Raw genomic sequence first — 26,868 nt, 5'->3', positions numbered from 1 at the left:
ATTCAAATCTCTTCGACGACGAGATTGTCGTTCGTGAATACGCAAATTTCGGATGCGATCTGCAGCGCGTTTCTCGCTATCTCAGCCGCCGTAAGCTGCGGCGCATGGCGCTTCAATGCGCGAGCTGCGGACAAGGCGAAACTGCCGCCGGATCCGATCGCCAAGATCCCGTCGTCGGGCTCGATGACCTCGCCGTTCCCGGACAACAGCAGCATGCCCGTGGCGTCTACGACGAGCAGCATCGCCTCGAGACGGCGCAGTACGCGATCCGATCGCCAGTCTTTGGCAAGCTCGACAGCGGCCCGCTGCAGGTTGCCATGATGCTCTTCCAGCTTGCCTTCGAACTTTTCGAACAACGTAATCGCGTCCGCGACCGAGCCCGCAAATCCGGCCAGCACCTGGCCGCGATACAGACGGCGCACTTTTTTGGCCGACGCCTTCATCACCATGCTATTGCCGAACGTGACCTGGCCGTCTCCAGCGATCGCGCCCTTCCCATTGTGTCGGACGGCGCAGATCGTCGTCGCGTGAAAAGTTGCTTCCATGCTTATTCCTCCTTCATAAATCGCCAATGAATCATGCTTCGGTTCTTTGTCCGACATTGACCTTTTTCGAAATCGGCATCTATTGCGCCAAAGAAGCGGTCAGCTCATCATGCGCTGCCGCTGCTTCGATTGCTTTTGCCCTAAGAACCCGCCAACCGCGATTCCTCGGCGAATGTCCGGACCGCCTCAAGCGCGCGTTCCGCGATCGCCTCGTTTTTCTCTTTCTTGCTCTTCACTTTCCTGCCCAGCGGCGGGAACAATCCGAAGTTTGCGTTCATCGGTTGAAAATGGCGAAAATCCGCCGTCGTAATGTAATGCGCCATGCTGCCAAGCGTCGTGTGTTCAGACAGCGTCACCGGTGCCAGCCCCCTTGCGAGGCGGCCCGCATTCAGCCCTGCGATCAATCCGGAGGCAGCCGATTCGACGTATCCCTCGACGCCGGTCATCTGTCCGGCGAAAAAGAGCGAATCTCTTTCCCGATATTGATAGGTAGGCCGCAGCAGCTTCGGAGAATTGATGAACGTATTGCGATGCATAACGCCGTAACGCACGAATTCCGCATTTTCGAGCCCGGGGATCAACGAGAATACGCGCTTCTGTTCGCCCCATTTTAGGTGGGTTTGAAAGCCGACGAGATTGAACAGCGTGCCTGCTGCATTATCCTGCCGCAGTTGTATGACCGCATGCGGCAGTTTGCCGGTCCGCGGATCGACAAGGCCTACCGGCTTCATCGGGCCGAACAGCACCGTCTGCTTGCCGCGGCCCGCCATTACTTCGATCGGCATGCAGCCTTCGAAATACATTTCTTCTCGAAATCCTTGATCTCGGCCGTCTCGGCGTTCGTGAGCGCCTCATAAAATGCGTCGAATTGCTCCTCGGTCATCGGACAGTTCAAATAAGCGGCTTCGCCTTTGTCGTACCGCGATGCCAGAAAAACTTTGTCCATGTCGATCGAGTCTTTCTCGACGATCGGCGCCGCCGCGTCGTAGAAATAAAAATATTCTTCGCCGAACAAGTCTTTGATCTGCGCCGACAATTCAGGAGAGGTCAGCGGCCCGGTCGCGATGACGACGATGCCGTCCTGCGGAATCGAGGACAGTTCTTCGTTAACGACGGTGACGAGCGGATGCTCGCGTAAGCGGCTCGTCACTTCGCCCGAAAAGCCTTCTCGGTCTACTGCAAGGGCGCCGCCAGCAGGCACGGCATGGCGATCCGCAGCCGACAAGATAAGCGATTGCAGCAGTCTCATTTCTTCTTTAAGTACCCCGACCGCATTGGTCAGGCCGTTGGCTCTTAAGCTATTGCTGCATACGAGTTCTGCGAAGCGGTCGGTGTGGTGGGCCGGCGTTTTGCGAACGGGCCTCATCTCGTACAGCTTAACCGGTACGCCTTGGGAAGCGATCTGCCAAGCCGCTTCGCTGCCTGCAAGTCCTGCCCCTACCACCGTCACGGATGGATATGTATTCACGATCAGTTACCTCCTGCCCTGCAAATGCATTCGGCTCTCTCGATCGCAAGACGCGCTTGCGATCTGGAGAGCCGCCTATTTTTAGTCGAACGCTTCTTCGAGTTCTGCAGCCTCTTCCTGATGCGTGCACGCAGTGCAATGCCATTCCGTCTGGCCTCTCACGCGTTTCTCCACCATCATGCCGCCGCAATCGGGACAAGCTTTCGGTACCGGTTTGTCCCAAGAGACGAAGTCGCATTCCGGATACTTGTCGCAGCCGTAGAACATGCGTCCCTTTTTGCTGCGCCGCTCGACGACCTGTCCGCTCTTGCACTTCGGGCAAGTGACGCCAGTCGCTTTGACGATCGGCTTCGTATTGCGGCATTCGGGAAAACCCGAACAAGCAAGGAACTTGCCGAATCTGCCCATTTTGTATACCATCTGGCTGCCGCATTTCTCGCAGATCTCGTCGGAAGGCTCGTCTTTGATCTCGATTTCTTTCATTTCTTCCTCGGCCACTTCAAGACGCTTCTCGAACGACTTGTAAAATTCGCCGATGACGTCCACCCAATCTTCTTTGCCGTCTTCGACATGGTCGAGGTCGCCTTCCATATGCGCAGTGAATTCGGCATCCAGGATTTCGGGAAAAAACTCCTCCATCAGTTGAATGACGAGTTCCCCCGAGCTCGGTCGGGAAAAACTTCTTCTCCTCGATGGCGACATAGTTACGTTTTTGAATCGTCTCGAGCGTCGGCGCGTACGTGCTCGGACGGCCGATACCGAGTTCCTCAAGCGCCCGCACCAGGCGTGCTTCAGTATAACGCGGAGGGGGCTGCGTGAAGTGCTGCTTCGGCTCGACAGACTCCGTTAGCACTTTGTCTCCGGTCGTCAGCGCAGGCAGCAGTCGCTCCTCGTCAGGCGTGTCGTCATCGCTGCCTTCAACGTAAACCTTCATAAACCCGGCGAATTTAAGCTTCGAGCCGGCCGCGCGGAATGTCGCTTCTCCGCTCGTCAGATCGACCGTCATCGTGTCGAGCACGGCGGAAGACATCTGGCTCGCGACGAAGCGCTCCCAAACGAGCTTGTAGAGCCGTAGTTGATCGCGAGACAGATATTGCTTGACCTCTTCGGGCGTTCGCATAACCGAGGTCGGCCTGATCGCCTCATGCGCGTCCTGCGCGTTGGCATTCTTTTTTTAAATAGACGCGCGGCGTTTCCGGGTAGAAGCTCGCCCCGTATTTTTCCTCGATGAAACCTTTGGCTTCCTCTTGCGCGATCGGCGAGATGCGCGTCGAGTCCGTACGCATGTACGTGATAAGACCGACCGTTCCTTCGGCGCCGATGTCGACGCCTTCATACAGCTGCTGAGCGACCTGCATCGTTTTGGACGCGCGGAAGTTCAGCTTTCGTGCCGCTTCTTGCTGCAAGGAGCTCGTAATAAACGGCGGCGAAGGGTTGCGCTGCCTTTCCTTTTCCTTGATCTCTCCGACGGTAAACGGACGATCGCCGATTTTTTCAAGTACTTTATTGACGTCCGCTTCGGTGTGAAGCTCGCTCTTGTCGCCGGCCAGCGAATGGAACTTCGCTTCGAACGCAGACGCCCCCCTGCTTCAAGTGAGCGGTGATGCTCCAATATTCGACGGGCTCGAATACCTTGATTTCGTTTTCCCTGTCCATGATCAGCTTGACCGCAACCGATTGAACGCGGCCTGCGCTCAAGCCCTTTTTCACTTTTTCCAAAGCAGCGGGCTGATCTTGTAGCCGACCAGCCGATCGAGCACGCGCCGGGCTTGCTGCGCGTTGACAAGATCCATGTTGATCGGGCGAGGCGTCTTGAATGCGTCTTTGACGGCCTGCTTCGTAATTTCATTAAATACGACGCGACAAGCGTCCTTTTCGTTCAACTCCAAATAATGGGCAAGATGCCATGCGATCGCTTCGCCTTCGCGATCGGGGTCGGCCGCGAGATAGACGCGCTTTACCCGCTTGCTGGCGTCCTTCAGCTCTTTGAGGACGCTCCCCTTGCCTCTGATCGTTATATATTTCGGTTGAAAATCGTTTTCCACTTCCACGCCGATCTGGCTTTTCGGTAAATCGCGGATGTGCCCCATGGATGCCTTGACGATATACTTGCTGCCTAAATACTTGCCGATCGTCTTGGCCTTGGCCGGGGATTCTACGATGACGAGTGAATCCGCCACGTCAAAACCTCCTCTCCTACGGTCAACGGGCCCTTGGCTGGACCGTCGTCCGCTGGAAAATCCGGAATCGACGGGACGGCTCAAAGGGCTATATATACGGAACCGGGCTGCTGGTGTATTCGTTGCTTTATTTGTAAAGATATCAGAACCGCGTGTAAAAGTCCAAACGTGAGGCCGCTGCGATGGCACAACTCCTCCGCGGAAGCGGGCCCGTCGGCTAGCAGACGGAATATCCGCGCTTCCTGTTCTGTCAGCTCCGGCTCGCTGTACGAAGGCATTGCGGGAATCCGAACGCCGCCTAGATAGCGACGGTAATGCTTGATCACATCCTCCGCTTCAAGCACTTGTGCGGCCGCTCCGTCGCGAAGCAGCTCGAGCGTGCCGCGGCTTCTCGGCGAGCTGATCGGACCCGGGACTGCGAATACGTCTCGATTTTCTTTGATCGCTTCGTTTGCCGTAAGCAAAGCCCCGCTGCGCGATGCCGCCTCCACCACGACGACTCCGAGCGACAATCCCGCGATGATTCGATTGCGCATCGGAAACATGCCGGGATGAATCGAGACGTCCGGCGGCGTCATCGAGACAATTAAGCCCTCTTCGACGATTCGCCTGTATAGCACGCGGTTTTCCGGCGGGTAAACCACATCCGCCGGCGAGCCAAGCACCGCCACCGTCCCGCCGCTGCCGCGAAGCGCGCCGGCATGGGCGGCGGCATCGATGCCTTTGGCCATTCCGCTCGTTACCGCGAGCCCGGCATGACTGAATGCGGCCGATAAATCCTCGGCCGCCCGCTTGCCGTATATCGTCGCTTGGCGCGTGCCGACGACGGCAACCTGCGGTCTAGCAAGCAATTCCAATCGTCCAATATAATAGAGCACCCAAGGCGGTCTGTAAATATGCCTAAGCAAATCCGGGTAGTCCGGATCCATCGCCGTTATGACGGATAGTCCGGTTTTCTCCCATCGGGCACGGCGCTGTTCCATTCGTCGGCTTTCCAGGCTCGCGGCAACCGCCTCCGAGCGTCGGACGGATAGCCCCAATTCCCGCCATTCGGCAGGTCTTCGCAGCGCTGCGTCCTTGAGACCGTCTTTTGCCATAATCGTGTTGATCGTTTCCCAGCCGACGCCTTCCGTCTCGTGTAGCGCCGCCAACGTATCGCGCATCTGCTCGAGCAATCCCGGCACAACCTTCCTGTTTTTCAATAAAACAAACAGCCTTCCACGCTCCGTTTGGAGCGCGGAAGGCTGCCTGCCATCCGAAAAATCGCCTATTTTGTCTAAAAATTAGCTTTTGCACTTCTCCAGCATGCCGCGCTCTTCGAGAACCGCGACCAAAGTCGCGCCCATGTCGGAAGGCGTCGGCGCAACGCGAATGCCGCATTCTTCGAGCACTTTGATCTTCTCGGCAGCGGTGCCTTTACCGCCGGAGATAATCGCACCTGCATGACCCATACGCTTGCCGGCAGGCGCCGTAGCGCCGCCGATGAAGCCGACGACTGGCTTAGTCATGTTGGCTTTGACCCATTCAGCCGCCTCTTCTTCGGCCGTGCCGCCGATCTCGCCGATCATGATGACCGCGTACGTATCCGGGTCTTCATTGAACAGGTTCAAAATATCGATGAACTCGGAGCCTTTGACAGGGTCGCCGCCGATGCCCACCGCGGAAGATTGGCCGATGCCGCGCGTCGTTAATTGATGCACGGCTTCGTACGTCAGCGTGCCCGAACGGGATACGACGCCGACGTGACCCTTCTTGTGAATGTAGCCCGGCATGATGCCGATCTTGATCTCGTCCGGCGTGATGACGCCAGGGCAGTTCGGTCCGATCAGGCGAGTCTTTTTGCCCTCCATGTAACGCTTAACCTTAACCATGTCGAGCACCGGGATGCCTTCGGTGATGCAGATGACAAGGTCCAGCTCCGCGTCGACCGCTTCGATGATCGAATCGGCCGCGAACGGAGGCGCGACGTAAATGACGGACGCGGTCGCGCCGGTCTTGGCGACGGCTTCCCGAACCGTGTTGAAAATCGGCAGCGTAACCTTCGTGCCGTTCTCCAGATCGAAATCGATCGTTTGGCCGCCCTTGCCCGGCGTAACGCCGCCGACCATTTGCGTGCCGTATTCGAGTGCGCCCTTGGCGTGGAACGCGCCAGTTGCCCCCGTGATGCCTTGGGTAATGACCTTCGTATTTTTATCGATCAAGATGCTCATGACTTCACACTCCCCGGTTCTCCCTGATTATTTCACCAGCGCGACGATCTTCTGGGCGCCGTCCGACATCGAATCCGCGGCCACGATGTTGAGGCCGGAGTTGTTCAAAATTTCCTTGCCGAGCTTGACATTCGTGCCTTCGAGGCGAACGACGAGCGGCTTGTCGAGACCCAGCTCGCGCGCAGCGGCAACGACGCCCTCGGCGATGATGTCGCACTTCATGATGCCGCCGAAGATATTGACGAAAATGCCCTTTACGTTCGCGTCGGACAGGATGATCTTGAATGCTTCGGTTACTTTCTCTTTCGTCGCGCCGCCGCCGACGTCGAGGAAGTTGGCCGGCTCTCCGCCGAAATATTTGATAATGTCCATCGTTGCCATAGCAAGGCCCGCGCCGTTGACCATGCACCCGATGTTGCCGTCAAGCGCGATGTAGGACAGATCGTATTTGGAAGCCTGGATTTCCTTCTCGTCTTCTTCGTCCAGGTCGCGGAGCTCCACGATATCCTTGTGGCGGAACAGCGCGTTGGAATCGAAATTCAGCTTGGCGTCGAGGGCCATGACGTCGCCGCCGCCGGTGACGACCAGCGGATTGATCTCCGCGATGGAGCAATCCTTGTCCACGAACGCTTGATACAGCGAAAGCATGAACTTCGCCGCTTTGTTCACGAGTTCGTTCGGAATGTTGATGGCATAAGCGATGCGGCGAGCCTGGAACGTCTGCAGGCCGATCGCCGGATCGACGATTTCCTTGATGATTTTCTCAGGGGAGTGCGCGGCGACTTCTTCGATCTCGGTGCCGCCTTCTTCGGAAGCCATCAGGACGACGCGGCCGGTGCCGCGGTCGACGACCAAGCCGACGTAATATTCCTTTTTGATGTCGCAGCCCTCTTCGATCAGCAGGCGCTTGACTTCTTTGCCTTCCGGGCCCGTCTGGTGCGTGACCAGAACCTTGCCGAGAATGTCGGAGGCATATTGGCGAACCTCGTCCAGGCTTTTGGCTACCTTGACGCCGCCGGCCTTGCCGCGTCCGCCGGCATGGATTTGCGCTTTGACGACCGAGACGGCCGTACCGAGCTCTTCGGCAGCCTTGACCGCTTCGTCGACCGTAAACGCGACCTTGCCGCGAGGTACGGCGACGCCGTACTGTCTCAAGACTTCCTTGCCTTGATACTCATGAATATTCATGGCCCTGCATCCTCCCGTTTAAAACGCATCATAACAACCTTGTAGGCACTTCGTACAAGCACCAAACCTTACCCATTGTATCACTTTTCGACTTGGCGTTCCTCTGTTTTTCATCAAACTTTTAGATGACTTTGGCAACGATTTCATCTAAAAAGGAGAATGAAAGGCCTTTAAACGAGGCACACGATGTTTAACATGGCCCAATGGGCAGGCGCCATATTCATCGATTCCGCACTTTGATTCTAATAGGCGCGCCCATGTGTCCGTGGTTGATTTCAACTGCCCTAGTTGACTGCGGCTTTGCGATCTGCCGCGATTCCGTCGCCTCGCGAAGACGATTCCGGCTCGCCGCCGTCTCCTGCAGCCTGCATTTGTCGGATTGCGCCAGGCTCATAGCCTGTCGTTTGTCTGTCCAGCGCTCGATACTGCACCGCTTCGGCGACATGCTCCAGACGTACGGCATCGCAATCTTCGAGATCCGCGATGGTCCGGGACAACTTCAAGATGCGGTCGTGAGCGCGATAACTTAGGCCTAGCCTGCTATACATGCCGGTCAAAAGCGCCTCCGCGTCGCTCGCAAGCTTTGCGTGAACGGCCAACAATCGTCCCGACAGCTCGCTGTTCCACCGAATTCCGGCTTCTGCATAGCGCCGCTGCTGCCGTTCGTATGCGACGCCCAGCTTTTCCCTCGCTTCTTCGGACGACATTCCGCCGCCCCCCGAAGCTGACGGGCTGTCTCGGAATCTCGACTTGGAGGTCGATCCGGTCGGCCAGCGGTCCGGACATCCTGGCGCGATATCGGGCGAGCGAGCCGGCCGAGCAGGTGCATGGCTGCTCGGTCTGGTCGCCGCCCCAATAGCCGCAGGCGCAGGGATTCATCGCGGCCGCCAACATGAAGCTTGCGGGAAAGCGCGTCACGCCGCGCGCCCGTCCGATCGTCACATGACGGTCTTCAAGCGGCTGTCGGAGCGACTCGAGCGCGCTTCGCCCGAATTCGGGCAATTCGTCCAAAAAGAGAACCCCGCGATGCGCAAGCGTCACTTCGCCAGGCTTGGGCACGGGCCCTCCGCCGATCAAGCCCGATGTCGAAATCGTGTGATGCGGCGCACGAAAAGGACGCGCTCGAATCAAGCCGGCGCGGGCGCCCTGAAACTTTCCGCTTACGCTGTAGATCTTAGTCACCTCTAGCGCCTCTTCGTCCGCAAGCGGCGGCAGCAGTGACGGCAGCCTCCTGCAAAGCATCGTCTTGCCCGTACCCGGAGGCCCTAGAAAAAGCAGATTGTGCATTCCCGCAGCGGCAATAAGGAGCGCCCGCTTGCCCTGCAGCTGACCGGAAACGTCCGATAAGTCTGGAGAGGCGTCTAAAGCAGGCTCGCCAATCTGCGCCGTCTCGACAGGCTGCGACGAAGCGTTCGTCCCGCTACGGCCGCGAATCCAATCCGCCAGCGACGCGACCGATTTGACCTCGATGCCTTCGATCAATCCGGCTTCATGGGCGCTAGCTGGCGGCACGTATACGCGTCGCAACCCGCCCGATCGGGCATTCTCTGCCATCGCCAGCACGCCCGGTACGGCCTTGACATCCCCGTTCAACGACAATTCTCCGATAATTAAGGCGCCCTCCAGCTCATCCTGCGGCATCTGGCCGCTCGCGCACAGAATACCAGCGGCGATCGCCAAGTCGAACGCGCTCCCTTGCTTGCGCATGTCCGCGGGCGCCAAATTGACCGTAATGCGATCAAGCGGAAACTTCATGCCTGCGTTTTGAATGGCTGCCCTCGCGCGATCGATCGACTCGCGAACGGCAGGATCGGGCAGTCCGACCACGTTGACCTGGGGCAAACCTGCCGCGATGTCCACCTCGACCTCAATGAGCTTGCCTTCAACGCCGAGCACGATGGCGCTTAACAATTTGCAGTACATAAAAAATACACCTTCCCTCCGCAACGTATCTTCGTCGCCGGAGCAAGGTGCTTCCCTGCGTTCCGCATCCATTTTATTTCCTTACCGTTAAGTCTAATGACGCATCGGCCGCTTGTCAACCATTGCCAACGGAATAGCCGCCGGGAATTTTGCAGCCTATGATCCAGCCAACCTTGAGGATCAAGCGGCAGCGTTCAAAATGCCCCGATCAGATGCCGCACTTCCGTGATTCTGCCCGCCTCATCGTTCGTCACCGCCACGACGTCAAACCTTGTCCGCGTCCCTTCCAGACCCGCGAACCGCAAATAGACCTGGGCCGTCGCGCGCACCTGCACGCACTTGCGGGGCGTGACGGCTTCGAGCGCCGTTCCGAACCGGCCGTTTTCCTTTCGTGATCGGACTTCTACGATGACGGTAACGTCGCCGTCCGTCGCGATGATGTCCAGCTCCCCCTGTGCGGCAGCGCCAGTTCCGTTCGCGTATGCGATACCCCAGACGTTCCAAAAAAAACGGCGGCTTCCGCTTCGGCGTTGTCCCCGCGCATTTTACGAAGATCCGGCCTCCGAACGCTCGACCTCGGATTTCGCGTCAATTCGGTTGGCCTCCGTTCCTCAGAGACGCCCGCTTATCGGACCGGTAGACGAAGCTCAGCACTTCTGCAACGAGCTGGTACAGCTCCTGCGGGATTTCCTGCTCCAAATCCAGCTTCGAAAGCACTTCGACGAGCGAAGCATCCTCTTGGACGGGAACGCCGTTCTCCGCGGCGCGCTTCAATATTTCTTCGGCGACGGCGCCTTTCCCTTTGGCGACGACCACCGGCGCGGACCGAATCTCCGGATTGTACTTGAGCGCGACTGCCTTGCGGGGAACGTAGCGTTCGCCTTCGACTGCATCCCTGATTCCGTCAGGACGATCGGCCCCTCCGGCCTTCCGTCCGTTGCCTTTCGGCTGCTCCATACGCTTCCCACCTTGCTATTTCCTTGTGCGGGCCGGTTAAGCCCGATAATCGATGCCTTTGTAAAGCTTGGCGGCATATGCGCCCCCGGGCGCTTGGCCGGCTTCGGGCGCGCTCGCCTCGGCGGCCGGTCGCTCCGGATAGGGAGCTGCAGTCAAAGACATCAGCCGGTATCCTGCCGATCTAAGTCCATCCGCAGCCTCGCCCTTCGCAGCCTCGATCAGCTCCGCTACTTCGGGGTCGTCGTTCAACAATCGAAGCGAGACCGATCGATCGACGACCTGCACGTCGACGACGGTACGTCCCATATGCCGCATATCGAGATCGAACAGAAGCCTGCAATTGTCCGGGTCCAACTCGCCGCGACGGCCTCGCCGCGCTTCAATATGGACTTTGGCCGTCGTTTCTCCGTCCTGTCCCTTCATCGGAACGAACAAGGTCAAATGACTCATCATCGCCGTATTCTGTCGTTCCGCCGAGAGAAGGAGCTGCTGCCCCGTAATTTGCTGGACGAGGTTTTGCGCCGCTTCGCGCAGCGCCGGCGGAGCATCGTCGCTTGCGGTCAGTCCGAGCAGCAAGCTCTTTAACGAATCGGCCTGCCGCGCCGCTTCGTTCGAAGTTGGGTCCGCCCCGTTCGACAGGCCGGCCTGCAGCTCGCTCCAAGCTCCGCTTTTGAGCGCCGCATGCTCATGGTTCGCGCCAAGCGCGTTCAGCAGCTTGCCGATCCAAGACGGCTCCTTGTCCGCGCTCGACACGATGGACCTATCGCCCGTACCGGAGCTGCCATCCGTACGCGGGGGGAACGGTCGAAGCTCCCGCATCGGTTCGGCCTCGCCCGGATCCGGCAACATCGTCAGCCTCATCCGGCGAAGGCTCCGCGCTTTGCAATCCTGACGCAGCCGTATCCGGCGCCCGCCGGCCCGGCGCTTCCGCCCCATGCGCCGCGCCCTCGGGATCTACCGCCGAAGAGGCGGGCTGCGGCATAACGCCCTCACGGCTAATGGCCTCTTGGCGGGCTGCGGCTTGCCGACCCGCCTTGGCGGGCTCTGCGAGCCCGCCAAGGCCGTCCGTCTGCCGCTCCATGCTCGGCGCCGGCTCCTGAACCGCCGCACGATTGCCGCCTCCCGCCTTTTCGCCGGCGCGAGTAATCAAGCTCGCGTCGTCCGCTGCCTGCCCGTCGACCAGCGCGGACACCTCGCTAAGCAGCGACAAGATTCGCCGCGTGGCTTCGGCCGTTTCCGGCTTGACCGACGGGTCGGCAGCCGTCCGCCCCGCAAGCTCCGCCAGCGTGGACAGCTGTTCATGCAGCGGCGGTCCGTACAGCGCCTGCTTGAGCGAGCCGATCGTCGTCTCGGTCGGCTGGAGTCCTCGCCTGAAGGCGACCCCCCGCCGCATTCATCCACTCCTGCGCGTCGGCGCCAGGCGGCTTGGCCGTTGCCGCCTGCGCGAACCAGTCGGCCGTATCGCGCGTGACGGGATAGCCGTCGCGCGCGAGCCCGCGGAGCAGCTCGCGGCTCCACGGCTGCTCGGGCAGTCCGAAGGCTTTGACGCCCTCGCGGATCAGCGTCTCGTCGGCCCCATCCGCCTGCGCGGCATCCGCCAGCGGCCGCAAGGAGATCAACCCCGAAGACGAGTCCGGACGCACCTGCAGCAGCGTGCTCTGGCCGACGGACAAATCCGCCTCGAGCTTGGCCCTGACAGGCACGCCGTTGATGTTCATGAGCGCGTCCTGCCCGTCCAGCATCTCGATCAGCACGCCTCGCACGATCTGTCCGATCCGCAGTTCCAGCGCTTTGACGTCGGACGGCTGGCTGTCCTTCATGAACGCCCGCATCAAAGAACCGATGTTCATGTCCAATTTGGCGCAGCTCCTTCCTCGTGCCTGCCTTCGGCAGGGCTGAAGGTTATGTATTCGTTTATCGGTTGCGGCACGTCAATCCGTTAAAAGAGCGTTTGCTGCTCCGCGTCGTACTTCGTCAAAAACGACCTGCGATGCAGCGGCGTCGGCCCCAGCGCGAGCAGCGCTTCGCGATGAACCTTCGTCGCGTATCCCTTGTGGTCCTTGATGCCGTATCCGGCGTAATTCAAATCCCATATTTGTTCGCAAAGCCGATCCCGCGTCACCTTGGCGACAATCGAAGCCGCGCCGATCGACTGGCTTAGCAGGTCTCCCTTGATAATTTTCGTTTGCGGGAGCAGCAAATCCACCGTTTCCGCGTCGATCAAGAGGTGATCCGGCTTCGTCGCGAGCCCCTCGACCGCGAGCTTCATCGCCAGGCGCGAAGCCTGCCGGATATTGATTTTGTCGATCGTCCCGGCGTCGACGCGTCCGACCGACCAGGCGACCGCGTTCGCGAGAATGAGGTCGTACAGCTCGTCCCGCTTTTTCTCGCTCAGCCGCTTGGAATCGTCGATCCCTTCGAGCAAGAGGCCAGGCGGCAATATGACGGCCGCTGCGACGACGTCGCCGAACAAGCATCCTCTGCCGACTTCGTCCACGCCGGCGATGGCCGTGGCGCCCTCGGTCCATAACGTTCGCTCATAGGCTAATCTGTCGATTTCAATCGGTATCTCGGTTTTCAATTCCATCTCCGCCTTCGATGCCTGCGTTCGTATTTGTTCTGTCTTCTATTGTCCGTCAACTGCGTCGATCCGGCAACTGTTTTTCGCCATTCAATCGCCCCTATAAAAAAAGACCCGCCGACCGAAGTCGACGAGCCTTCAACTGATTACAGGCGATTCGAGCGAAATCCGCCCCAGCTTGCCGGAACGCAGATCGCGCAGCAGAACGCCCGCGGCCTTGTCGTAGTCCACGTGACCGCCGCTGCCGAGGCAGCCCCGGCGCCGGCCGATGTCGGCCAGCACGTCCGCCGCCGACGCCATATCCGGAAGCGTCGCAGGGAGCGCGTCCAATCCGTAGCGTTCGACCATCGTGTCCCTGTACGCATCAGCCAGATAACGGATCAGCGTACAGCCGACCTCGTCCACGTGGAGCACTTCTTCTTTGATCGCGCCCGTAGCGGCCAGCCTGAAGCCGACATCGGCATCCTCGAACTTCGGCCACAAGATACCCGGCGTGTCCAGCAGCTCAAGTCCGCCGCCCGTTCGGATCCACTGCTGGCCCTTCGTGACGCCGGGCTTGTCGCCGGTTACCGCCGCGCTTCGTCCTGCCAGCTTGTTGATCAGCGTAGACTTCCCTACATTCGGAATGCCGACGATCAAAGCGCGGGCGGGCCTCGGCTTAAGGCCTTTTGCGATCTGCCGATCGGTCTTTTCCTTAAGCAGCGCCTGGACGCGAACCGCGATATCCTTGACGCCCGTGCCGGTGCTGGAGTCGATCAGGAGCGCGCTATGACCGAGCGCCTGGTAGTGAGCCAACCAAGCCGCGTTCGCGACCGGGTCTGCCAGGTCCGCCTTGTTCAGCAAAATGAGCCTGGGCTTGCCGCCCACGATCTCGTCGATCATTGGATTGCGGCTCGCTTCGGGGATGCGCGCGTCCAGCAGTTCGAATACGACGTCGATCAGTTTAAGCTTTTCTTCGATTTGCCTTTTGGCCCGGGTCATATGACCGGGGAACCATTGGATGGTCAAATGAAACGGCCTCCTTAAGTATGCGTCTCAGGCAGCGCCCGCTTGTCTATTCGGCAGCCGTCGCCGTCATCCAAGACGCATCGCGTCAAGTACGGCTCAATACCCTTTGCCGATATATTTGATCTTGTCGAGCGGCCAGAAGACGAGCTCGGCCCGGCCGACGACGCGGTCGATCGGCACATAGCCGATCATGCGGCTGTCCTTGCTGTTCGGACGGTTGTCGCCCATGACGTACAGCATGCCGTTCGGCACCTTGCCGTCGGGGAACGTCTCGTTCGGGAAGTCGCTGCTCCATCTTTCATCGTTGTACAGCTGACCGGACGCATGCATCTCGTCGTACGTATCCTGCAAATACGGTTCCTTAATCTTCGTACCGTTGACGTACACGTCGTCGCCCTGGACCTTGACGGTATCGCCGCCGACGGCGATGACCCGCTTGATATAGTCCCTGTGCTCGTCCGGCACGTGAAAGACGATGACCTCCCCGGCCTTCGGCTTGCGAATATCGTACAAAGCCTTGTTCACGATGATCCGTTCGCCGTTCCAGAAGTTCGGCTGCATCGACTCGCCGTCGACGATAAACGGGTTGAACAGCAGCCAGCGTATCAATACGACGAGCACGCCCGCGATCGCCAGCGCCTTGACCCATTCGACGGCTTCTCTGCCGGCTTTGGACTTGCCGGCGCCGGGCGAGGGCGGAGGCGCCCCGTTCGCGCCGGGCTCCCCAGGGGAAGCTTCCGGAACGGATTGCCCGGAAGGCGAGCCGGGTACGGACGAATCGCCGAACGCGCTCCCCCGTTTGCTCCCATTCATTCCGTTTGTCAGATTGATCCATAAGCTCGCCTCATTTCTGCCTCAGCTAAGTATACCCGCCGCAGGGTATGTATTCGCTTGCGCGAAGAACGCAAAAAGAGGGCTTGAACGAATGCCAAGCCCCCTTGCTTTTTCATTATCGAATTTCCTTGATGCGAGCTGCCTTGCCGCGCAGGTTGCGCAGGTAGTAGAGCTTCGCACGGCGAACCTTACCGCGGCGCGCCACTTCGATCTTCTCGATGCGGGGCGAGTGAACCGGGAAAGTACGCTCGACGCCGACGCCGTAGGAAATCTTGCGAACCGTAAAGGTCTCGCTGATCCCGCCGCCGCGACGCTTGATCACGACGCCTTCGAAAAGTTGTACCCGCTCGCGGGAACCCTCGACGACTTTAACGTGAACCTTCAGCGTGTCGCCAGGACGGAATGCCGGAATGTCCTTGCGCAGTTGCTCTTGGGTGATCGTTTGAATCAGACTCATGGGGGTGTCCCCTCCTTCCGCCATAGACGTTCGTGCCGCTCCCCCGAATCTTCGTATCCGGATCGTAGCGCGCAGAGGACCGCCCGATTAATCATGCCTTAACCTCGCGGCACGAGGCCGAACATAGGCTTCGACATACACAACATTTGAAATTTTATCACAAACGCCCGCCGCATTCAAGTCCGAATTTATGCAAGCAGACGGCAAACTGCGCATCGCCGAGGAAAGGACGCCTTAGCGAGCGTCGTTCTCGTCCCGCGAGTGAACAGCGCCCTGGAGCCATTTTTTCTCCTTGTCGGTCAGCTCCGCACGATCCAGCAGCTCCGGTCGGCGAGCATGCGTCCGCAGCAGCGATTGCTGCCTGCGCCATTTGTCGATCTCCGCATGATGGCCCGACAGCAGCACGTCCGGTACTTGAAGGCCGCGGAAATTAACGGGACGCGTATAATGGGGGTATTCAAGCAGGCCGTCGCTGAACGAGTCGGTGACGGCGGAGCTCTCGTTGCCCAGCACGCCGGGCAGCAGCCTGACGACCGCGTCGACGACGGTCATGGCGGGCAGCTCTCCGCCCGTGAGCACGTAATCCCCGATCGACAGCTCGTCCGTCACCAGATGGCTTCGGATACGCTCGTCGTAGCCCTCGTAATGTCCGCAGATGAAGATGAGATGCGCCTCCCGGGACAACTCCTGCGCTTTCGACTGCGTGAACGTCTCTCCTTGCGGGCACATCAGAATGACGCGCGGCGGACGCGAGCCTTCCGTCTCTGCCTGTCCTTCTATCTCCGACTCCGGAGCTAGCGCCCCAGCCTCGGCCGCATTGTCGCCCGGTTCGGGCAGCGCTTTTCTTCCCGTCACCGCCTCTACGGCAGCGAAAATCGGGTCCGGCTTCAGCACCATGCCGCCCCCGCCCCCCGTAAGGCGTGTCGTCGACGGTATTATGCTTGTTGTTGGCGTAGTCGCGAAAGTTCACCGTATTCAGAGAGACGAGCCCGCGATCGCGCGCTTTGCCCAAGATGCTGCTGCCGAACACGCCTTCGATCATCTCCGGGAAAAGCGTCAGAACGTCTACGCGCATCGTCAGAGCAATCCTTCCATCAAATGAACTTTGACCTTGCGGGCGGCGATGTCGACTTCCTTGACGACCTCGTCAATATACGGCAGCAGCAGATCTCCGCCCTTCGGACGCTTGACGACCCAGACATCGTTCGCGCCAGGGGACAGAATCTCCTTGACGAAGCCGAGCGCCTCGCCTTCCTCGGTGACGACGGCGCAGCCGACGATATCGCTCAAATAATATTCGTCTTCTTCCAGCTCCACGCGGTCTGCGGCTTCGACTTTCAGCTCCCAGCCTTTGTACTTCTCGACCTGGTTGATGTCGTCCCAGCCCTTCAGCCGCACCACGAACATGTTTTTTTGCTCGCGGGCGCTCACGACCTCGACCTCCGCAGGCTGTCCGCCGGCTTCCGGGTTCACGAGGAGGAGCCGGCTGCCCGCGCGGAACCTGACTTCGGGAAAGTCCGTTTGCGGCCACACCTTGATCTCGCCCCGCACGCCGTGCGTATTGACGATTTTGCCGACGTTCAACAGTTGTTGCTCTGACAAGGGAACGCCCCCTTTTACGATAGAATATCCCGATGCGCTGCCTGCGCATACGCCTTCATTCAGCTCAAAAGGACGAAAAAGCCCGGTACGCTGTTCGCGCGCCCGGACTTCAGCTGCCTGCTATTCGGATACGATGTCCACGATGACGCGTTTGTGGGTCTTGACCGCGGCGGACGAGACGACCGTGCGCAGCGCCTTCGCGATCCGCCCCTGCTTGCCGATGACCTTGCCGACATCGCCGGGATGAACGGTAAGCTCGTACACCAGGCCTCGCGCGTCTTCCTTGACCTGAATTCGTACGTCTTCCGGATGATCCACCAATGCCTGTGCAATAACCCGTATGAGTCGTTCCATGGCCGTTAGCCTCCGGGAAAAATCCGACGTCTTACTTCGAGAGCTTGGATTCGTGGAACTTCTTCAGAACGCCAGCCTTGCTCAGGAGATTGCGGACCGTATCGGACGCTTGCGCGCCGGATTGCAGCCACTTCAGCGCCTTCTCCTCGTCGATCTTCACTTCGGCCGGTTGAGCGACCGGGTTGTAGATGCCGATCTCCTCGATGAAGCGGCCGTCGCGCGGGGAGCGGGAATCAGCTACGACCACGCGGTAGAAAGGGGCTTTGTGAGCGCCCATACGCTTAAGACGAATGCGAGTTGCCATTTTAAACTTTCACCTCCTTAACGAGATCTCGATCCTTGCGAATTAGAAAGGAAACTTCATGCCCTTGCCGCCTTTGCCGCCGAGCAGATTCTTGAGGCCCTTCATCCCGCCCTTGGGTCCCTTCGGTCCCATCATGCCGGAGAATTGCTTCATCATCTTCTTCATGTCCTCGAACTGCTTGAGCAGCCGGTTCACGTCGGCGACGGTCGTGCCGCTGCCGGCCGCGATCCGCTTGCGCCTGCTGTAGTTGATCATATCGGGCTTCTGCTTCTCCGCCTTCGTCATCGACTTGGCGATCGCTTCGGTGCGCGAGATCTGCTTTTCGTCGATCTTGAAGTTCGGATTGGCCTTCAGCTTGTTCATGCCGGGCATCATGTCGAGCAGCTGGTCGAGCGGCCCCATCTTGCGGACCTGCTCCATCTGCTCGAGGAAGTCGTCGAAGGTGAACTCGGCCGTGCGCATCTTGCGCTCGAGCTCCTTCGCCTTTTCCTCGTCGATGTTCGTCTGCGCCTTCTCGATGAGCGACAGCATGTCGCCCATGCCGAGGATCCGCGACGCCATCCGGTCGGGGTGGAATGCCTCGAGCTGGTCGATCTTCTCGCCCGTGGAGGCGAACTTGATCGGGCAGCCCGTGACCGCCTTGACCGACAGCGCGGCGCCGCCGCGGGTGTCGCCGTCAAGCTTGGTCAGCACGACGCCGGTCAGCGCGAGCTGCTCGTGGAAGCTCTTGGCCACGTTGACGGCCTCCTGGCCGGTCATGGCGTCGACGACCAGCAGCACCTCGTCCGGATTAACCGCCGCGTGGATCTGCTTGATCTCTTCCATGAGCGCTTCGTCGATCTGCAGCCGGCCCGCGGTATCGATCAGCACGTAGTCGCGGCCCTCTTCCTTGGCGCGCGCCACGCCCTGCCGGGCGATCTCGACCGGGCTGACCTGGTCGCCCAGGGAGAATACCGGCACGTCGATCTGCCCGCCGAGCACCTCGAGCTGCTTAATCGCGGCGGGGCGATAAATATCGCCTGCCACGAGCAGCGGCTTGTGGTTCTGCGACTGCAACAGCTTCGCCAGCTTGCCCACGAGCGTCGTCTTGCCCGCGCCCTGCAGGCCTGCCATCAGGACGACCGTAGGAGGCCGGTTCGACTTCGCGAGCTTGGACTGGGTGCCGCCCATCAGCTCGATCAATTCCTTGTGAACGATATCGACCACGACCATGCCGGGCGTGAAGCTCTTCGTCACTTCCTGGCCGACGGCCTTTTCCTTCACTTTGGCGATGAAGTCCTTGACGACCTTGAAGTTAACGTCGGCCTCCAGCAGCGCCAGCCGCACCTCGCGCATCGCCTCGTTGACGTCGTCCTCGGACAGCTTGCCCTTGCCCCGCAGCTTGCCGAACACGTTCTGAAGCCTTGTCGTCAATCCCTCGAATGCCATAAGCCGGTCCCTCCCTTCTTCAAAAATCTCGCATCTATTCGTTCAATCATATCATTAGTCGGGTTCGCGTTCAAAGCTCGCCGTCTTCCGATCCGCGGAGGCCTGCGGCCGTCCTGGCCAACGCCTCGCGGTGCGGCTCCGGGAGCCCGCCGATCTGGCGGTCGAGCGCGTCCAGCCAGCCGTGAAGCCGAACGTGCCGCGCCATGAGCCCGAGCTTGTCCTCGTAGCTCTCAAGCGCCTGCTCCGCCCGCTTCAGATGCTCGTATACCGCCTGCCGGCTGATCTCGAAGTCCGAAGCGATCTCGCCGAGCGAGTAATCGTCGTGGTAATAAAACTTCAGAAACGTCTGCTGCTTGTCGGTCAGCAGCGGCCCGTAAAAATCGAACAGCATGTTCATCCGGGTCGTCTTCGCGAGTGCGCGCTCTCCTTGCATCACGATCACTCCTATGCTGTCAAGGGAAACGACTTGACACGCCGCGTCCGAAAACTATCATAAGCTTTCGCCCGGACGTTGTCAAGGCAAATACCTTAACACTATAAAAAAGAACCCATGCCTCGGGAAAACGAGGCCATGGGTTCCGGCGGGAGGAGCGGTTATCGTCTCATGAAAAAGCCGAGCAGCTTCTCCGTCTCCGGGTCGAACACGATCGTGAGCGGTCCGATCAACGCGTCCTGATCCGTGCTGTAATAAACGGCGATCAGCTTGCCGCCGGCAGCTTTGATCTCCTCGACGCGCTTCTTCTCGGCGTCGCCCGCAGGCATCAGTCCGGCGCTGTCCGGTTCTATGACGGCCACCTGGGCTTCATTCTTTTTTGGTCAGCAGGTGCGGCATCTGCTCCGCCGGCACGAGCTTCCAGGCGATCTCGCGGTAAGCCGCGATCTGCTCGGCGGTCGGCTGTGCCTCCAGCACGACGACCGTATCGATCGGCGCGGCCTGGCCTTCGGTAACCGTCGGGCCGTAGTACGCCCGCACCGGCGTGCCGGGCTTAAGCTGCGTCCAATCGGCCGGCCGGCCTTCCTTGTCGACGAGACGCGTTTCTTTGCCGGACTGGAGGGTAAGCACGGGCGTATCGACGCCGTTTTTCAATTCGGAGAATCGGATCTTCCAGCCTCCGTCCGCTTTTTCAATGGAATAGACGGCCGATTCCTTGACGAGCCGCTCGGCCGTTACGGTGACGGAAGCTGCATGGGATTGCCCTGGATAGCTCATGGCGATGACGGGTCCGTATTCGGCGACGACGTGCATGCCGGCTTTGAGGTCGGCTGCCGCGATCTTCTTGCCGTCCGCATCGGAGATGGTCGACTTGGCGTCGGCCGTCAGGATGATCCAAGCATTCGGCCCGGTACCGAGCACTTCGAGCCTGACGCCGCCGTCCGCGGTCGCGGTCGCGCTTGCTACGACCCCGGAGGTCGTAATATAGCCGGCTTCTTCCGCCGGAGGCGTTTGTTTGCTCGTCAGATCCAACTGCTTTTGATTCCACGTGATGCCGTAACCGAAAGCTTCGGCCGCATCGCGAACCGGTATATAAGCCTTTCCGTTGATATATACCGGATGAAGCTGCGTTTGTTCACCGTTCACTGTGACGGAGATATCGCCGCGGAGCTGGCCGGTCACTTTCTCGACGAGTCCCGCCGCGCTGGCGCCCGTCGCGGCGAGAAGCCCGGCCGCGGTCGCAAGTATGATCCATTTCTGTTTTTTCATAATGATGCTCCCTTCTGTACGCGCGATGTGTAGTGATCAAGCCTTTGCATGGTCACTGACGCGCCTTCGCGTCCAAAAGTTACACCCGTTGAGCGGTTTCGCCCATTTTTTTATAAAGAAATATCCAGCTCCCGGGCCACGGAACGAATATAACGCGCCGCTTCCGCGCCTTCTTCTGGCGCATGCAGATGTTCGACGATGAGCGACGTATCCGGGTCCAGCTTGTTCAGCTCCCGAAGAAAGGTCCGATAGTCCAGACCGCCGCGGCCCGGCACGACCTCGTCCAAATGCATCGTTAGCTTGCCGGCCAGCTTGATGTCTTTGGCATGACAATTCCGGATATACGGACCGAGCTTGGCGAAAAAGTCGCGGATCATGTCGCCATTGTTATAGTAGATTCTCGGACTCGAGACCATGTTGACCGGGTCGAAATGGACGGCGAACGCCCGGCGGTCGATCGCTTTTAAGAGCGCGAGATACGTATCGGCGGAATCCGGAAAAATCCAGGGCATCGTCTCCAGCGCGAAATACGTGCGCGTCGGCTGCACGGCGTCGATAATCTCGCGTACGGTGTCTACGATCAGCGCGAAGGTATCGTCCGAAAAGTTGTCCGGATGCGGACCGTCCCATTGTTCGCCGCGGGATCCGGCGATATTGACGCAGCAGCGCGCGCCGATCGCATCCGCGAGCGCTAGCCGCCGTTTGCAATGGGCCAGCGCCTCCTGCCGTACCGCCTCGTCGGGGCTGATCGGATTGCTCCACGCGCCGACCTCGGAGATCGTAATGTCGTTCGCCTCCGCCGCTCGCACATAGGCGCGTACGACGTCGTCGGACGTATCGGTCAAATCGGGACAAACGGCGGAACGGTAACCGCCTTTAAGCACCTCGTTCACCCACGATTCAGGCGTGCTCGTATCTCCGAAAAGCTGGCTTCCCAATCGCATGCTTTACGTCCTCCCCGGTTCGTTTTCGAATGGCGCATCATTATATACGACTGCCTTAAGCAGCGTCTCGTCGCCGCCCATCACCTTGCCGAATTCGGACGGCAGGTCCGCGAGACGGAATCGGTGCGTCACGAACGCGAGCGGGTCCAGCTCGCCCGCGACCGCCATCCGCTGCAGCTCGGCGCCGTCTTCCATCGAAGAATACAGCGACCCGACGAGCGTGAGATGCTTGTGGATGAGACGGCTCGAGTCGAACGGGAACTTCGCGCCTTCTCCGATCGTGACGATCGTGCCCCCCGATCGCGATGTGCTCGAAGATTAGATCGTAGGAGGCCGCCTTGCCCGAGCAGTCAATGCCGTATCCGAAGCCGGAATCGCCGGCAACTTCGCGCAGCCGCCCTGCCGCGGCCTCGTCCGGAGAGAAGGCGATGGATGCGCCAAGACGCAGCGCGGCCTCTCTGCGCGCGGCGATCGGATCGACGGCCGCCACGACGGCGCCCCTCGCCTTGCATAGCGCCACGGTCGCGAGGCCGATCGGTCCGCAGCCCGTTACGAGCACGCTGTCGCCCGCGCCGAGACGCGTTCGCTTTAACGCCGCGTAAGGCGTGCCCCAGTTATCGAACAGCAGCGCGCCCTGCTCGAAGTCGATCGCGGGATCGAGCGGCAGGCAGTTGCGCGCAGGCACCGCCATCCGTTCGGCGAAGCCGAAGCCCATATGGACGAGCGGCGCGCTGCCGCATCGCACGAACCGTCCCGCGCGGCATGATTCGCATTCGCCGCAGCCCTTCACGTTGTTGACGGCAACCCGGTCGCCCGGCTTGAAGTCGGTCACGCCGGCGCCGGTCCTGACGATCACGCCGGCGGCCTCGTGCCCGGCCACGTAATCGCTCGGCGTTTCGACGTGCCAGAACCATTTATCCGATCCGCAAATGCCGCAGGCTCGGGTCTCGACCAGCACATCCTCGGTTCCAAGTTCGGGATCCGCGCGATCGACGACGCGCAAATCCTGCGGACCGAAGGCTTTTACCGTTTTCATCGGAAATCGCACCTCCATTATCGCAAAATTCGTTTGGGTTATTATTGATGTAAACACGTGTTTACGACCTTTATTATAGCAGACGGTCGGCGCACTTCAAACCGACGCCACCTTCGGCAACGACCGTTGTAAGACCGTTGATCTGCTTCTATATTTAAAACGCTGAGCCATCGACGAATATCGCATGTGAATCTACGGCATCACATGGTAACGGCTCATCTATGCAGCAGCAAAAAGCCCCCTTCCCAGCAGGAAAAGGGGACTGCATTCCGGATCTATGCCTTTACTCAATCTCGCCCGCTTCGTAAACGTCCAGCGCTGCCTGAACAGCCGCCCCCGTCTTGACGCTTGCGCCGTGCCTCGCAAGCACCGCCTCGAACGCGCCGAGCAGCCGAAGCACATTGTCCCTGCGGCAGCTGTAGCCCATCGTGCCGATGCGCCAGATCCGTCCCTTAAGCGGGCCGAAAGAGTTCGCGATCTCGATGCCGAACATCGACAGCAGCATCGCGCGCACGGATTCGCCGTCGATGCCTTCGGGAATCTCTACGCAGGTAACGACCGCCATTTTGCACGACGAGTCGCCAAACAGACGCATCCCCATCGCTTCCAGCCCCGCGACGAGCGCGGCCTCGTGACGGCGATGCCGGGCCCAGCGAGCCTCCAAACCTTCCTGCAGCGCGATGCGCAGCCCTTCGCGCAGCCCGTAAAGCATGCAGGTCATCTCCGTATGATGATTCAGCCGCGCGGCGCTCCAGTAATCTTGCAGCTGGGCCAGATCCAGATAGTTGCTCTGGATAAACCGGCGCCCTTCCGCCGGTTCGAGGTTCGCCATGCCGGGGACGCGCAGACCCCGCTCCACGCGCTTGCGCGCAAGAATTTTCGCTTCGGCACGCGCGTTGTAGGTGATCGGCGCCATGCCCGACGGCACGGACAGACACTTCTGCGACCCGCCGACGACGGCGTCGAGCTGCCAGGCGTCCGTCTCCACGGGCATGCCGCCGAGCGTAGCGACCGCGTCGACGACGAGCAGCGCGTCCGTCTCGCGGCACGCCGCGCCGATGCCGTCCAGCGGCTGCACGCGCCCCGTCGACGTCTCGCCGTGCACGACGGCGACAAGCTGGGGACGCTCCCGCCGGATCGCGTCCGCGATATCCGCCGGATCGAACACGCGCCCCCATGCCTGCTCCAGCGTCACGACCTCGGCGCCGCAGCGCTCCGCGATCTCGTGCAGCAGATGGCCGAACCGCCCGTAGATGGGCACCAGCACCTTGTCGCCGGGCTCGATCAGGCTCGTCAATGCCGCCTCGATGCCGGAGCGCGACGTGCCGTCGACCGGATACGCCCAACGGTTGTCGGTCCGGAAGACGAGCCGCAGCATCTCCATCGTGTCGTTCATGAGCGCGGTGAATTCAGGGTCGAACTGGCCGAGGATCGGATAGGACAGCGCGCGCAGCACGCGGGGATCGACCTCGACCGGGCCCGGCGTCATGATCGAGCGGGGCGACGGCGACAATTCAGCGTATGCTCTCATGATCATCTACTCCTTGTAGGCCAGATCGTACAAGACGGAAACGAGCACGGCAGCCCCTTCCGCAAGCTGCTCGGGCGACGTGTATTCGTCGGGCGAATGGCTGATTCCCGCGCGGCTAGGCACGAATATCATCGTGGTCGGACAAAGCGGCGCCAGCAGCTGCGCGTCGTGACCGGCGCCGCTGACCATGCGATGATAGGACAGCGACAGCCCCGCGCAAGCGGCCTCGACGCGGGCGGTCAGCCGCCCGCTCATCGGCACGGGCTTGGTCGCGAGCCATGGCGTCACCGCGAGCTTAAGCCGGCGCCGGTCCGCGATCCTTTGAATCTCGCTGAGCACGAGATCGGAAAAGGCCGACAGGCTCCATTCGTCCGAATGGCGGATATCGAGCGTCATCTCGACGAAACCGGGGATGACGTTCGGCGTATTCGGGCGCGCTTCGAGCTTGCCGACCGTGGCGACGAGCGGCTCTCCCCACGACGAGGCGAGCGATTCGAGCTTCAGCGCGATCTCCGCCGCGCCGGCGAGCGCATCCTGGCGCAGCGTCATCGGCGTCGTGCCGGCATGGTTGGCCGCGCCTTCGATCGAGAGCGAATACCTGCGCTGTCCGACGATCGTCTCGACGATGCCGATGCGCCGGTTGCGATGCTCGAGCACGAGCCCTTGTTCGATGTGCAGCTCCACAAAAGCCGCAAGCGGCGGCAGCCGGCAGTCCGGGCCGTCCGCGCGGCCGAAGCCGGAGGCTCTCATCGCCTCTTCGAGGGAAACGCCGTCCTCGTCTTTATATCCGCCGGCGTGCCGCCAATCGTAAATGCCGGCCGCATTGCCGGAGCCCCAATAAGCGATCGGAAACCGGCTCCCCTCTTCCTCGCAAAAGGAGACGACCTCGAGCGGCCGCAAAGGCTTGCCGTACGTCCGGCGCAAAAAAGCCGAGCGCCGCGATGCCGGCGGCGATGCCGTAAGCGCCGTCGAACTTGCCTCCATGCCGGACCGAATCGACATGCGAACCGGTCAACACCGCCGCTTCGCCGTCCCGCTTCCCCGGGAGACGTCCGTATAGGTTGCCCACGTTGTCGTACCGGACGGCTAATCCCGCTTCCTCCATGCGTTCGGCCAGCGCCGCCTGCGCGCTGAGCCAGGAAACGCCGTACAGCAGCCTTGTGACGCCCGGATCCTCCGGATCGTCGGTATGGGCGGCCATCTCGTCCAGCAGCGCCATAATCTCGTTTTTGAAGGCATCGATCGGAATTTCGGACAGGCTCATCTGATTCACCCTTTCCTCGGCGGGCTCAATGGTTCGCCGCAGCCCGCTCGAACGATTCCCTCGTTCAGCGAATAAACCAACTGGCCGCGCACGAACGTGTTCACGACCCTGCAGGAGAACGTTCTTCCGATATAAGGACTGTGTCGATGCCTTTGGTACAAATCCTCGCGCTTCAGCGTATAGGCGGCCGCCGGATCGACGATCGCCAGATCGGCGTCCAGGCCGACAGCGATCCGCCCCTTCCGGCCGTCGAGCCCGAAACGCCGCGCGGGACCGTCTGCGAGCAGCTTGGCGATGAGCGGCAGCGGAAGCCCCCGCTTCACGGCGCCTTCGTCCAGCATCAGCTCCAGGCTGCTCTGCGCGCCGGCGATGCCGCCCCAGGCGCTCATGAACGTGCGGCCCTCCATCGACTTCCAAGCCTCCGGCGAAGGAGAGTGATCCGAGGCGATCACGTCGACCAAGCCCGCGGCGACCTGCTCCCACAGCCGCTCGCGCCGCGCATCGTCGCGCATCGGCGGCGCGCATTTGGCCGCGGGGCCGATGCGCGCCATGTCCCGGTCGCTTAGCGTTAGATAATGCGGGCATGTCTCGGCCGTGACGTCGAGCCCCTCTCGCTTCGCCCGGGCGATCAGCTCGACCGCCTCCGGGCTGCTCAAGTGCACGAAGTGCAGACGGCAGCCCGTCTCCCGCGCGAACAGCAGCGCGCGGCTCACCGCCTCGAGCTCCGCCACGACGGGCCGGGAGGCGATGAAGGCCACCGCGTCCGTCCGGCCTTCGGCGGCTGCCTTCGCCGCGAGGCGCGAGGTGATCGCGTCGCTCTCCGCGTGCAGGCCGAGGAGACCCCCCGAACGAAGCGATCGTCCGCATGCCCTCCAGCAGCGTTACGTCGTCGACTTCCCTGAATCGGTCCTCCGTTTCTCCGCCCGGATCGGACAGAAACGCCTTGAAGGCGGCGACGCCGGCCTCGTGAAGCGGCTTCAGGTCGTTCGCGTTGCCCGGCACGAGCCCGCCCCAGAACGCATAGTCGACGCTCGATACGCCTGCGGCGCGATCCGCCTTCATCGCAAGCGCCTCCGCGTTCACCGTCGGGGGCAGTCCGTTCAGCGGCATGTCGACGAACGTCGTGCAGCCGCCCGCCGCAAGCGCCGCGGAACCCGTCGCGAAGCCCTCCCAGTGCCCCATGCCCGGCTCGTTGAGATGGACATGCGCGTCCACCATGCCCGGCAGCACCCATTTGTCCCGCGCATCGACGAGCTCGGTGTCCGGGCACGCGCGAAGGTCCGCGCCGATCGCGGCGATTTTTCCGCCCTTAATGCCGATGTCGAGATGCGCCGCTTCATCCGGCAGCGCGA

The 26,868-nt window shown here is 60.8% G+C and carries 28 protein-coding genes and 5 pseudogenes; all 33 read right to left on the bottom strand.

Annotated elements, in window-relative coordinates:
• Positions 1–2 precede the first annotated feature (2 nt).
• Complete coding sequence (hslV, locus tag OMP38_RS23880) at positions 3–545, bottom strand: ATP-dependent protease subunit HslV (RefSeq protein ID WP_277567303.1); 543 nt, start codon at positions 543–545, stop codon at positions 3–5.
• A 140-nt stretch (positions 546–685) separates the two neighbouring features.
• Positions 686–2,013, bottom strand: a pseudogene (gene trmFO, locus OMP38_RS23875) (FADH(2)-oxidizing methylenetetrahydrofolate--tRNA-(uracil(54)-C(5))-methyltransferase TrmFO).
• A gap of 81 nt (positions 2,014–2,094) precedes the next feature.
• A pseudogene (topA, locus tag OMP38_RS23870) lies at positions 2,095–4,193 on the bottom strand (type I DNA topoisomerase).
• Positions 4,194–4,273: 80 nt separating this feature from the next.
• Positions 4,274–5,395 carry a DNA-processing protein DprA gene (dprA, locus tag OMP38_RS23865; protein WP_277567302.1) on the bottom strand — a complete coding sequence of 374 codons (1,122 nt, stop codon included), beginning with the start codon at positions 5,393–5,395 and terminating at the stop codon, positions 4,274–4,276.
• An 81-nt stretch (positions 5,396–5,476) separates the two neighbouring features.
• Positions 5,477–6,403: a succinate--CoA ligase subunit alpha gene (gene sucD, locus OMP38_RS23860; protein WP_090117399.1), complete on the bottom strand. Its 927-nt coding sequence runs from the start codon at positions 6,401–6,403 to the stop codon at positions 5,477–5,479.
• Positions 6,404–6,430: 27 nt separating this feature from the next.
• On the bottom strand, positions 6,431–7,591 hold the full coding sequence (sucC, locus tag OMP38_RS23855; protein WP_277567301.1) for an ADP-forming succinate--CoA ligase subunit beta: 1,161 nt from the start codon (positions 7,589–7,591) through the stop codon (positions 6,431–6,433).
• A 284-nt stretch (positions 7,592–7,875) separates the two neighbouring features.
• A complete protein-coding gene (locus OMP38_RS35045; protein WP_338130624.1) occupies positions 7,876–8,298 on the bottom strand; it encodes a magnesium chelatase subunit ChlI family protein in 423 nt (140 codons plus the stop codon).
• 82 nt (positions 8,299–8,380) lie between these two features.
• Positions 8,381–9,514: pseudogene (locus OMP38_RS23850) on the bottom strand (YifB family Mg chelatase-like AAA ATPase); the annotation flags it as partial.
• A gap of 194 nt (positions 9,515–9,708) precedes the next feature.
• On the bottom strand, positions 9,709–9,924 hold the full coding sequence (locus OMP38_RS23845; RefSeq protein ID WP_277567638.1) for a YraN family protein: 216 nt from the start codon (positions 9,922–9,924) through the stop codon (positions 9,709–9,711).
• Between the two features lie 178 nt (positions 9,925–10,102).
• Complete coding sequence (locus OMP38_RS23840) at positions 10,103–10,471, bottom strand: EscU/YscU/HrcU family type III secretion system export apparatus switch protein (RefSeq protein ID WP_277567300.1); 369 nt, start codon at positions 10,469–10,471, stop codon at positions 10,103–10,105.
• A 36-nt stretch (positions 10,472–10,507) separates the two neighbouring features.
• Complete coding sequence (locus OMP38_RS23835) at positions 10,508–11,332, bottom strand: hypothetical protein (RefSeq protein ID WP_277567299.1); 825 nt, start codon at positions 11,330–11,332, stop codon at positions 10,508–10,510.
• Positions 11,232–11,864 carry a hypothetical protein gene (locus OMP38_RS23830; RefSeq protein ID WP_277567298.1) on the bottom strand — a complete coding sequence of 211 codons (633 nt, stop codon included), beginning with the start codon at positions 11,862–11,864 and terminating at the stop codon, positions 11,232–11,234. The genes OMP38_RS23835 and OMP38_RS23830 overlap by 101 nt, the downstream gene beginning before the upstream one ends.
• Positions 11,770–12,327 (bottom strand): hypothetical protein, encoded by a 558-nt coding sequence (locus OMP38_RS23825; protein ID WP_277567297.1) that lies wholly within the window; start codon positions 12,325–12,327, stop codon positions 11,770–11,772. Before OMP38_RS23825 ends, OMP38_RS23830 begins: the two co-directional genes overlap by 95 nt.
• An 83-nt stretch (positions 12,328–12,410) precedes the next feature.
• A complete protein-coding gene (locus OMP38_RS23820; RefSeq protein WP_277567296.1) occupies positions 12,411–13,058 on the bottom strand; it encodes a ribonuclease HII in 648 nt (215 codons plus the stop codon).
• Between the two features lie 132 nt (positions 13,059–13,190).
• Positions 13,191–14,060 (bottom strand): ribosome biogenesis GTPase YlqF, encoded by an 870-nt coding sequence (ylqF, locus tag OMP38_RS23815; RefSeq protein WP_277567295.1) that lies wholly within the window; start codon positions 14,058–14,060, stop codon positions 13,191–13,193.
• 96 nt (positions 14,061–14,156) lie between these two features.
• Complete coding sequence (lepB, locus tag OMP38_RS23810; RefSeq protein WP_277567294.1) at positions 14,157–14,873, bottom strand: signal peptidase I; 717 nt, start codon at positions 14,871–14,873, stop codon at positions 14,157–14,159.
• A gap of 136 nt (positions 14,874–15,009) precedes the next feature.
• Positions 15,010–15,351 carry a 50S ribosomal protein L19 gene (gene rplS, locus OMP38_RS23805; protein WP_090117408.1) on the bottom strand — a complete coding sequence of 114 codons (342 nt, stop codon included), beginning with the start codon at positions 15,349–15,351 and terminating at the stop codon, positions 15,010–15,012.
• A gap of 234 nt (positions 15,352–15,585) precedes the next feature.
• Positions 15,586–16,248 carry a tRNA (guanosine(37)-N1)-methyltransferase TrmD gene (gene trmD, locus OMP38_RS23800; RefSeq protein WP_420869724.1) on the bottom strand — a complete coding sequence of 221 codons (663 nt, stop codon included), beginning with the start codon at positions 16,246–16,248 and terminating at the stop codon, positions 15,586–15,588.
• Between the two features lie 67 nt (positions 16,249–16,315).
• Positions 16,316–16,393 (bottom strand): annotated as a pseudogene (locus OMP38_RS36190) (tRNA (guanosine(37)-N1)-methyltransferase TrmD); the annotation flags it as partial.
• A 35-nt stretch (positions 16,394–16,428) separates the two neighbouring features.
• Entirely contained in the window at positions 16,429–16,953 is a 525-nt protein-coding gene (rimM, locus tag OMP38_RS23795; protein ID WP_277567293.1) for a ribosome maturation factor RimM, read from the bottom strand.
• 120 nt (positions 16,954–17,073) lie between these two features.
• Complete coding sequence (locus tag OMP38_RS23790; protein WP_277567292.1) at positions 17,074–17,307, bottom strand: KH domain-containing protein; 234 nt, start codon at positions 17,305–17,307, stop codon at positions 17,074–17,076.
• Between the two features lie 31 nt (positions 17,308–17,338).
• On the bottom strand, positions 17,339–17,611 hold the full coding sequence (gene rpsP / locus OMP38_RS23785; RefSeq protein ID WP_090117412.1) for a 30S ribosomal protein S16: 273 nt from the start codon (positions 17,609–17,611) through the stop codon (positions 17,339–17,341).
• 42 nt (positions 17,612–17,653) lie between these two features.
• Positions 17,654–19,039, bottom strand: a complete 1,386-nt coding sequence (ffh, locus tag OMP38_RS23780) for a signal recognition particle protein (protein ID WP_277567291.1) — start codon at positions 19,037–19,039, stop codon at positions 17,654–17,656.
• A 70-nt stretch (positions 19,040–19,109) separates the two neighbouring features.
• On the bottom strand, positions 19,110–19,472 hold the full coding sequence (gene ylxM, locus OMP38_RS23775; RefSeq protein WP_277567290.1) for a YlxM family DNA-binding protein: 363 nt from the start codon (positions 19,470–19,472) through the stop codon (positions 19,110–19,112).
• A 161-nt stretch (positions 19,473–19,633) separates the two neighbouring features.
• Positions 19,634–19,834, bottom strand: a complete 201-nt coding sequence (locus OMP38_RS23770) for a hypothetical protein (protein WP_277567289.1) — start codon at positions 19,832–19,834, stop codon at positions 19,634–19,636.
• Positions 19,835–19,841: 7 nt separating this feature from the next.
• Positions 19,842–20,741 (bottom strand): stalk domain-containing protein, encoded by a 900-nt coding sequence (locus OMP38_RS23765; protein ID WP_277567288.1) that lies wholly within the window; start codon positions 20,739–20,741, stop codon positions 19,842–19,844.
• 110 nt (positions 20,742–20,851) lie between these two features.
• Positions 20,852–21,685, bottom strand: a complete 834-nt coding sequence (locus OMP38_RS23760) for a sugar phosphate isomerase/epimerase family protein (RefSeq protein ID WP_277567287.1) — start codon at positions 21,683–21,685, stop codon at positions 20,852–20,854.
• 55 nt (positions 21,686–21,740) lie between these two features.
• Positions 21,741–22,721 carry a zinc-dependent alcohol dehydrogenase gene (locus tag OMP38_RS23755; RefSeq protein ID WP_277567286.1) on the bottom strand — a complete coding sequence of 327 codons (981 nt, stop codon included), beginning with the start codon at positions 22,719–22,721 and terminating at the stop codon, positions 21,741–21,743.
• A 283-nt stretch (positions 22,722–23,004) separates the two neighbouring features.
• Positions 23,005–24,252, bottom strand: coding sequence for a pyridoxal-phosphate-dependent aminotransferase family protein (locus tag OMP38_RS23750; protein ID WP_277567285.1), 1,248 nt, complete (start codon positions 24,250–24,252; stop codon positions 23,005–23,007).
• Positions 24,253–24,258: 6 nt separating this feature from the next.
• Complete coding sequence (locus OMP38_RS23745; RefSeq protein ID WP_277567284.1) at positions 24,259–25,152, bottom strand: Zn-dependent hydrolase; 894 nt, start codon at positions 25,150–25,152, stop codon at positions 24,259–24,261.
• Positions 25,034–25,516 carry a zinc-binding metallopeptidase family protein gene (locus tag OMP38_RS23740; protein WP_277567283.1) on the bottom strand — a complete coding sequence of 161 codons (483 nt, stop codon included), beginning with the start codon at positions 25,514–25,516 and terminating at the stop codon, positions 25,034–25,036. Before OMP38_RS23740 ends, OMP38_RS23745 begins: the two co-directional genes overlap by 119 nt.
• A 5-nt stretch (positions 25,517–25,521) precedes the next feature.
• Entirely contained in the window at positions 25,522–26,274 is a 753-nt protein-coding gene (locus tag OMP38_RS35040; protein WP_338130651.1) for an amidohydrolase family protein, read from the bottom strand.
• Between the two features lie 319 nt (positions 26,275–26,593).
• A pseudogene (locus OMP38_RS35035) lies at positions 26,594–26,698 on the bottom strand (hypothetical protein); the annotation flags it as partial.
• Between the last annotated feature and the right edge of the window lie 170 nt (positions 26,699–26,868).

Origin of the sequence: Cohnella ginsengisoli (assembly GCF_029525555.1) — a bacterium.
In the GTDB taxonomy this organism is placed as follows: Bacteria; Bacillota; Bacilli; order Paenibacillales; family Paenibacillaceae; genus Cohnella; species Cohnella ginsengisoli.
The sequence above is the reverse complement of the archived record's forward strand: the minus strand, read 5'-3'. Positions and strand labels throughout refer to the sequence as shown.

Bases quoted from the DNA above. Each gene is read 5' to 3' on its own strand.
- sucD (WP_090117399.1), bottom strand. From the start codon at position 6,403: ATGAGCATCTTGATCGATAAAAATACGAAGGTCATTACCCAAGGCATC.
- OMP38_RS23840 (WP_277567300.1), bottom strand. From the start codon at position 10,471: ATGGAGCAGCCGAAAGGCAACGGACGGAAGGCCGGAGGGGCCGATCGT.
- ylxM (WP_277567290.1), bottom strand. From the start codon at position 19,472: ATGCAAGGAGAGCGCGCACTCGCGAAGACGACCCGGATGAACATGCTG.
- ffh (WP_277567291.1), bottom strand. From the start codon at position 19,039: ATGGCATTCGAGGGATTGACGACAAGGCTTCAGAACGTGTTCGGCAAG.
- OMP38_RS23830 (WP_277567298.1), bottom strand. From the start codon at position 11,864: ATGCGGCGGGGGGTCGCCTTCAGGCGAGGACTCCAGCCGACCGAGACG.
- trmD (WP_420869724.1), bottom strand. From the start codon at position 16,248: ATGGTGCTGAAGCCGGACCCGATTTTCGCTGCCGTAGAGGCGGTGACG.
- OMP38_RS23750 (WP_277567285.1), bottom strand. From the start codon at position 24,252: ATGAGAGCATACGCTGAATTGTCGCCGTCGCCCCGCTCGATCATGACG.
- OMP38_RS23820 (WP_277567296.1), bottom strand. From the start codon at position 13,058: ATGGAATTGAAAACCGAGATACCGATTGAAATCGACAGATTAGCCTAT.
- OMP38_RS23755 (WP_277567286.1), bottom strand. From the start codon at position 22,721: ATGAAAACGGTAAAAGCCTTCGGTCCGCAGGATTTGCGCGTCGTCGAT.
- sucC (WP_277567301.1), bottom strand. From the start codon at position 7,591: ATGAATATTCATGAGTATCAAGGCAAGGAAGTCTTGAGACAGTACGGC.
- OMP38_RS23765 (WP_277567288.1), bottom strand. From the start codon at position 20,741: ATGAAAAAACAGAAATGGATCATACTTGCGACCGCGGCCGGGCTTCTC.
- OMP38_RS23835 (WP_277567299.1), bottom strand. From the start codon at position 11,332: ATGAGGCTGACGATGTTGCCGGATCCGGGCGAGGCCGAACCGATGCGG.
- hslV (WP_277567303.1), bottom strand. From the start codon at position 545: ATGGAAGCAACTTTTCACGCGACGACGATCTGCGCCGTCCGACACAAT.
- OMP38_RS23740 (WP_277567283.1), bottom strand. From the start codon at position 25,516: ATGAGCCTGTCCGAAATTCCGATCGATGCCTTCAAAAACGAGATTATG.
- lepB (WP_277567294.1), bottom strand. From the start codon at position 14,873: ATGAATGGGAGCAAACGGGGGAGCGCGTTCGGCGATTCGTCCGTACCC.
- OMP38_RS35045 (WP_338130624.1), bottom strand. From the start codon at position 8,298: ATGTCGTCCGAAGAAGCGAGGGAAAAGCTGGGCGTCGCATACGAACGG.
- rpsP (WP_090117412.1), bottom strand. From the start codon at position 17,611: ATGGCAACTCGCATTCGTCTTAAGCGTATGGGCGCTCACAAAGCCCCT.
- OMP38_RS23790 (WP_277567292.1), bottom strand. From the start codon at position 17,307: ATGGAACGACTCATACGGGTTATTGCACAGGCATTGGTGGATCATCCG.
- OMP38_RS23760 (WP_277567287.1), bottom strand. From the start codon at position 21,685: ATGCGATTGGGAAGCCAGCTTTTCGGAGATACGAGCACGCCTGAATCG.
- rplS (WP_090117408.1), bottom strand. From the start codon at position 15,351: ATGAGTCTGATTCAAACGATCACCCAAGAGCAACTGCGCAAGGACATT.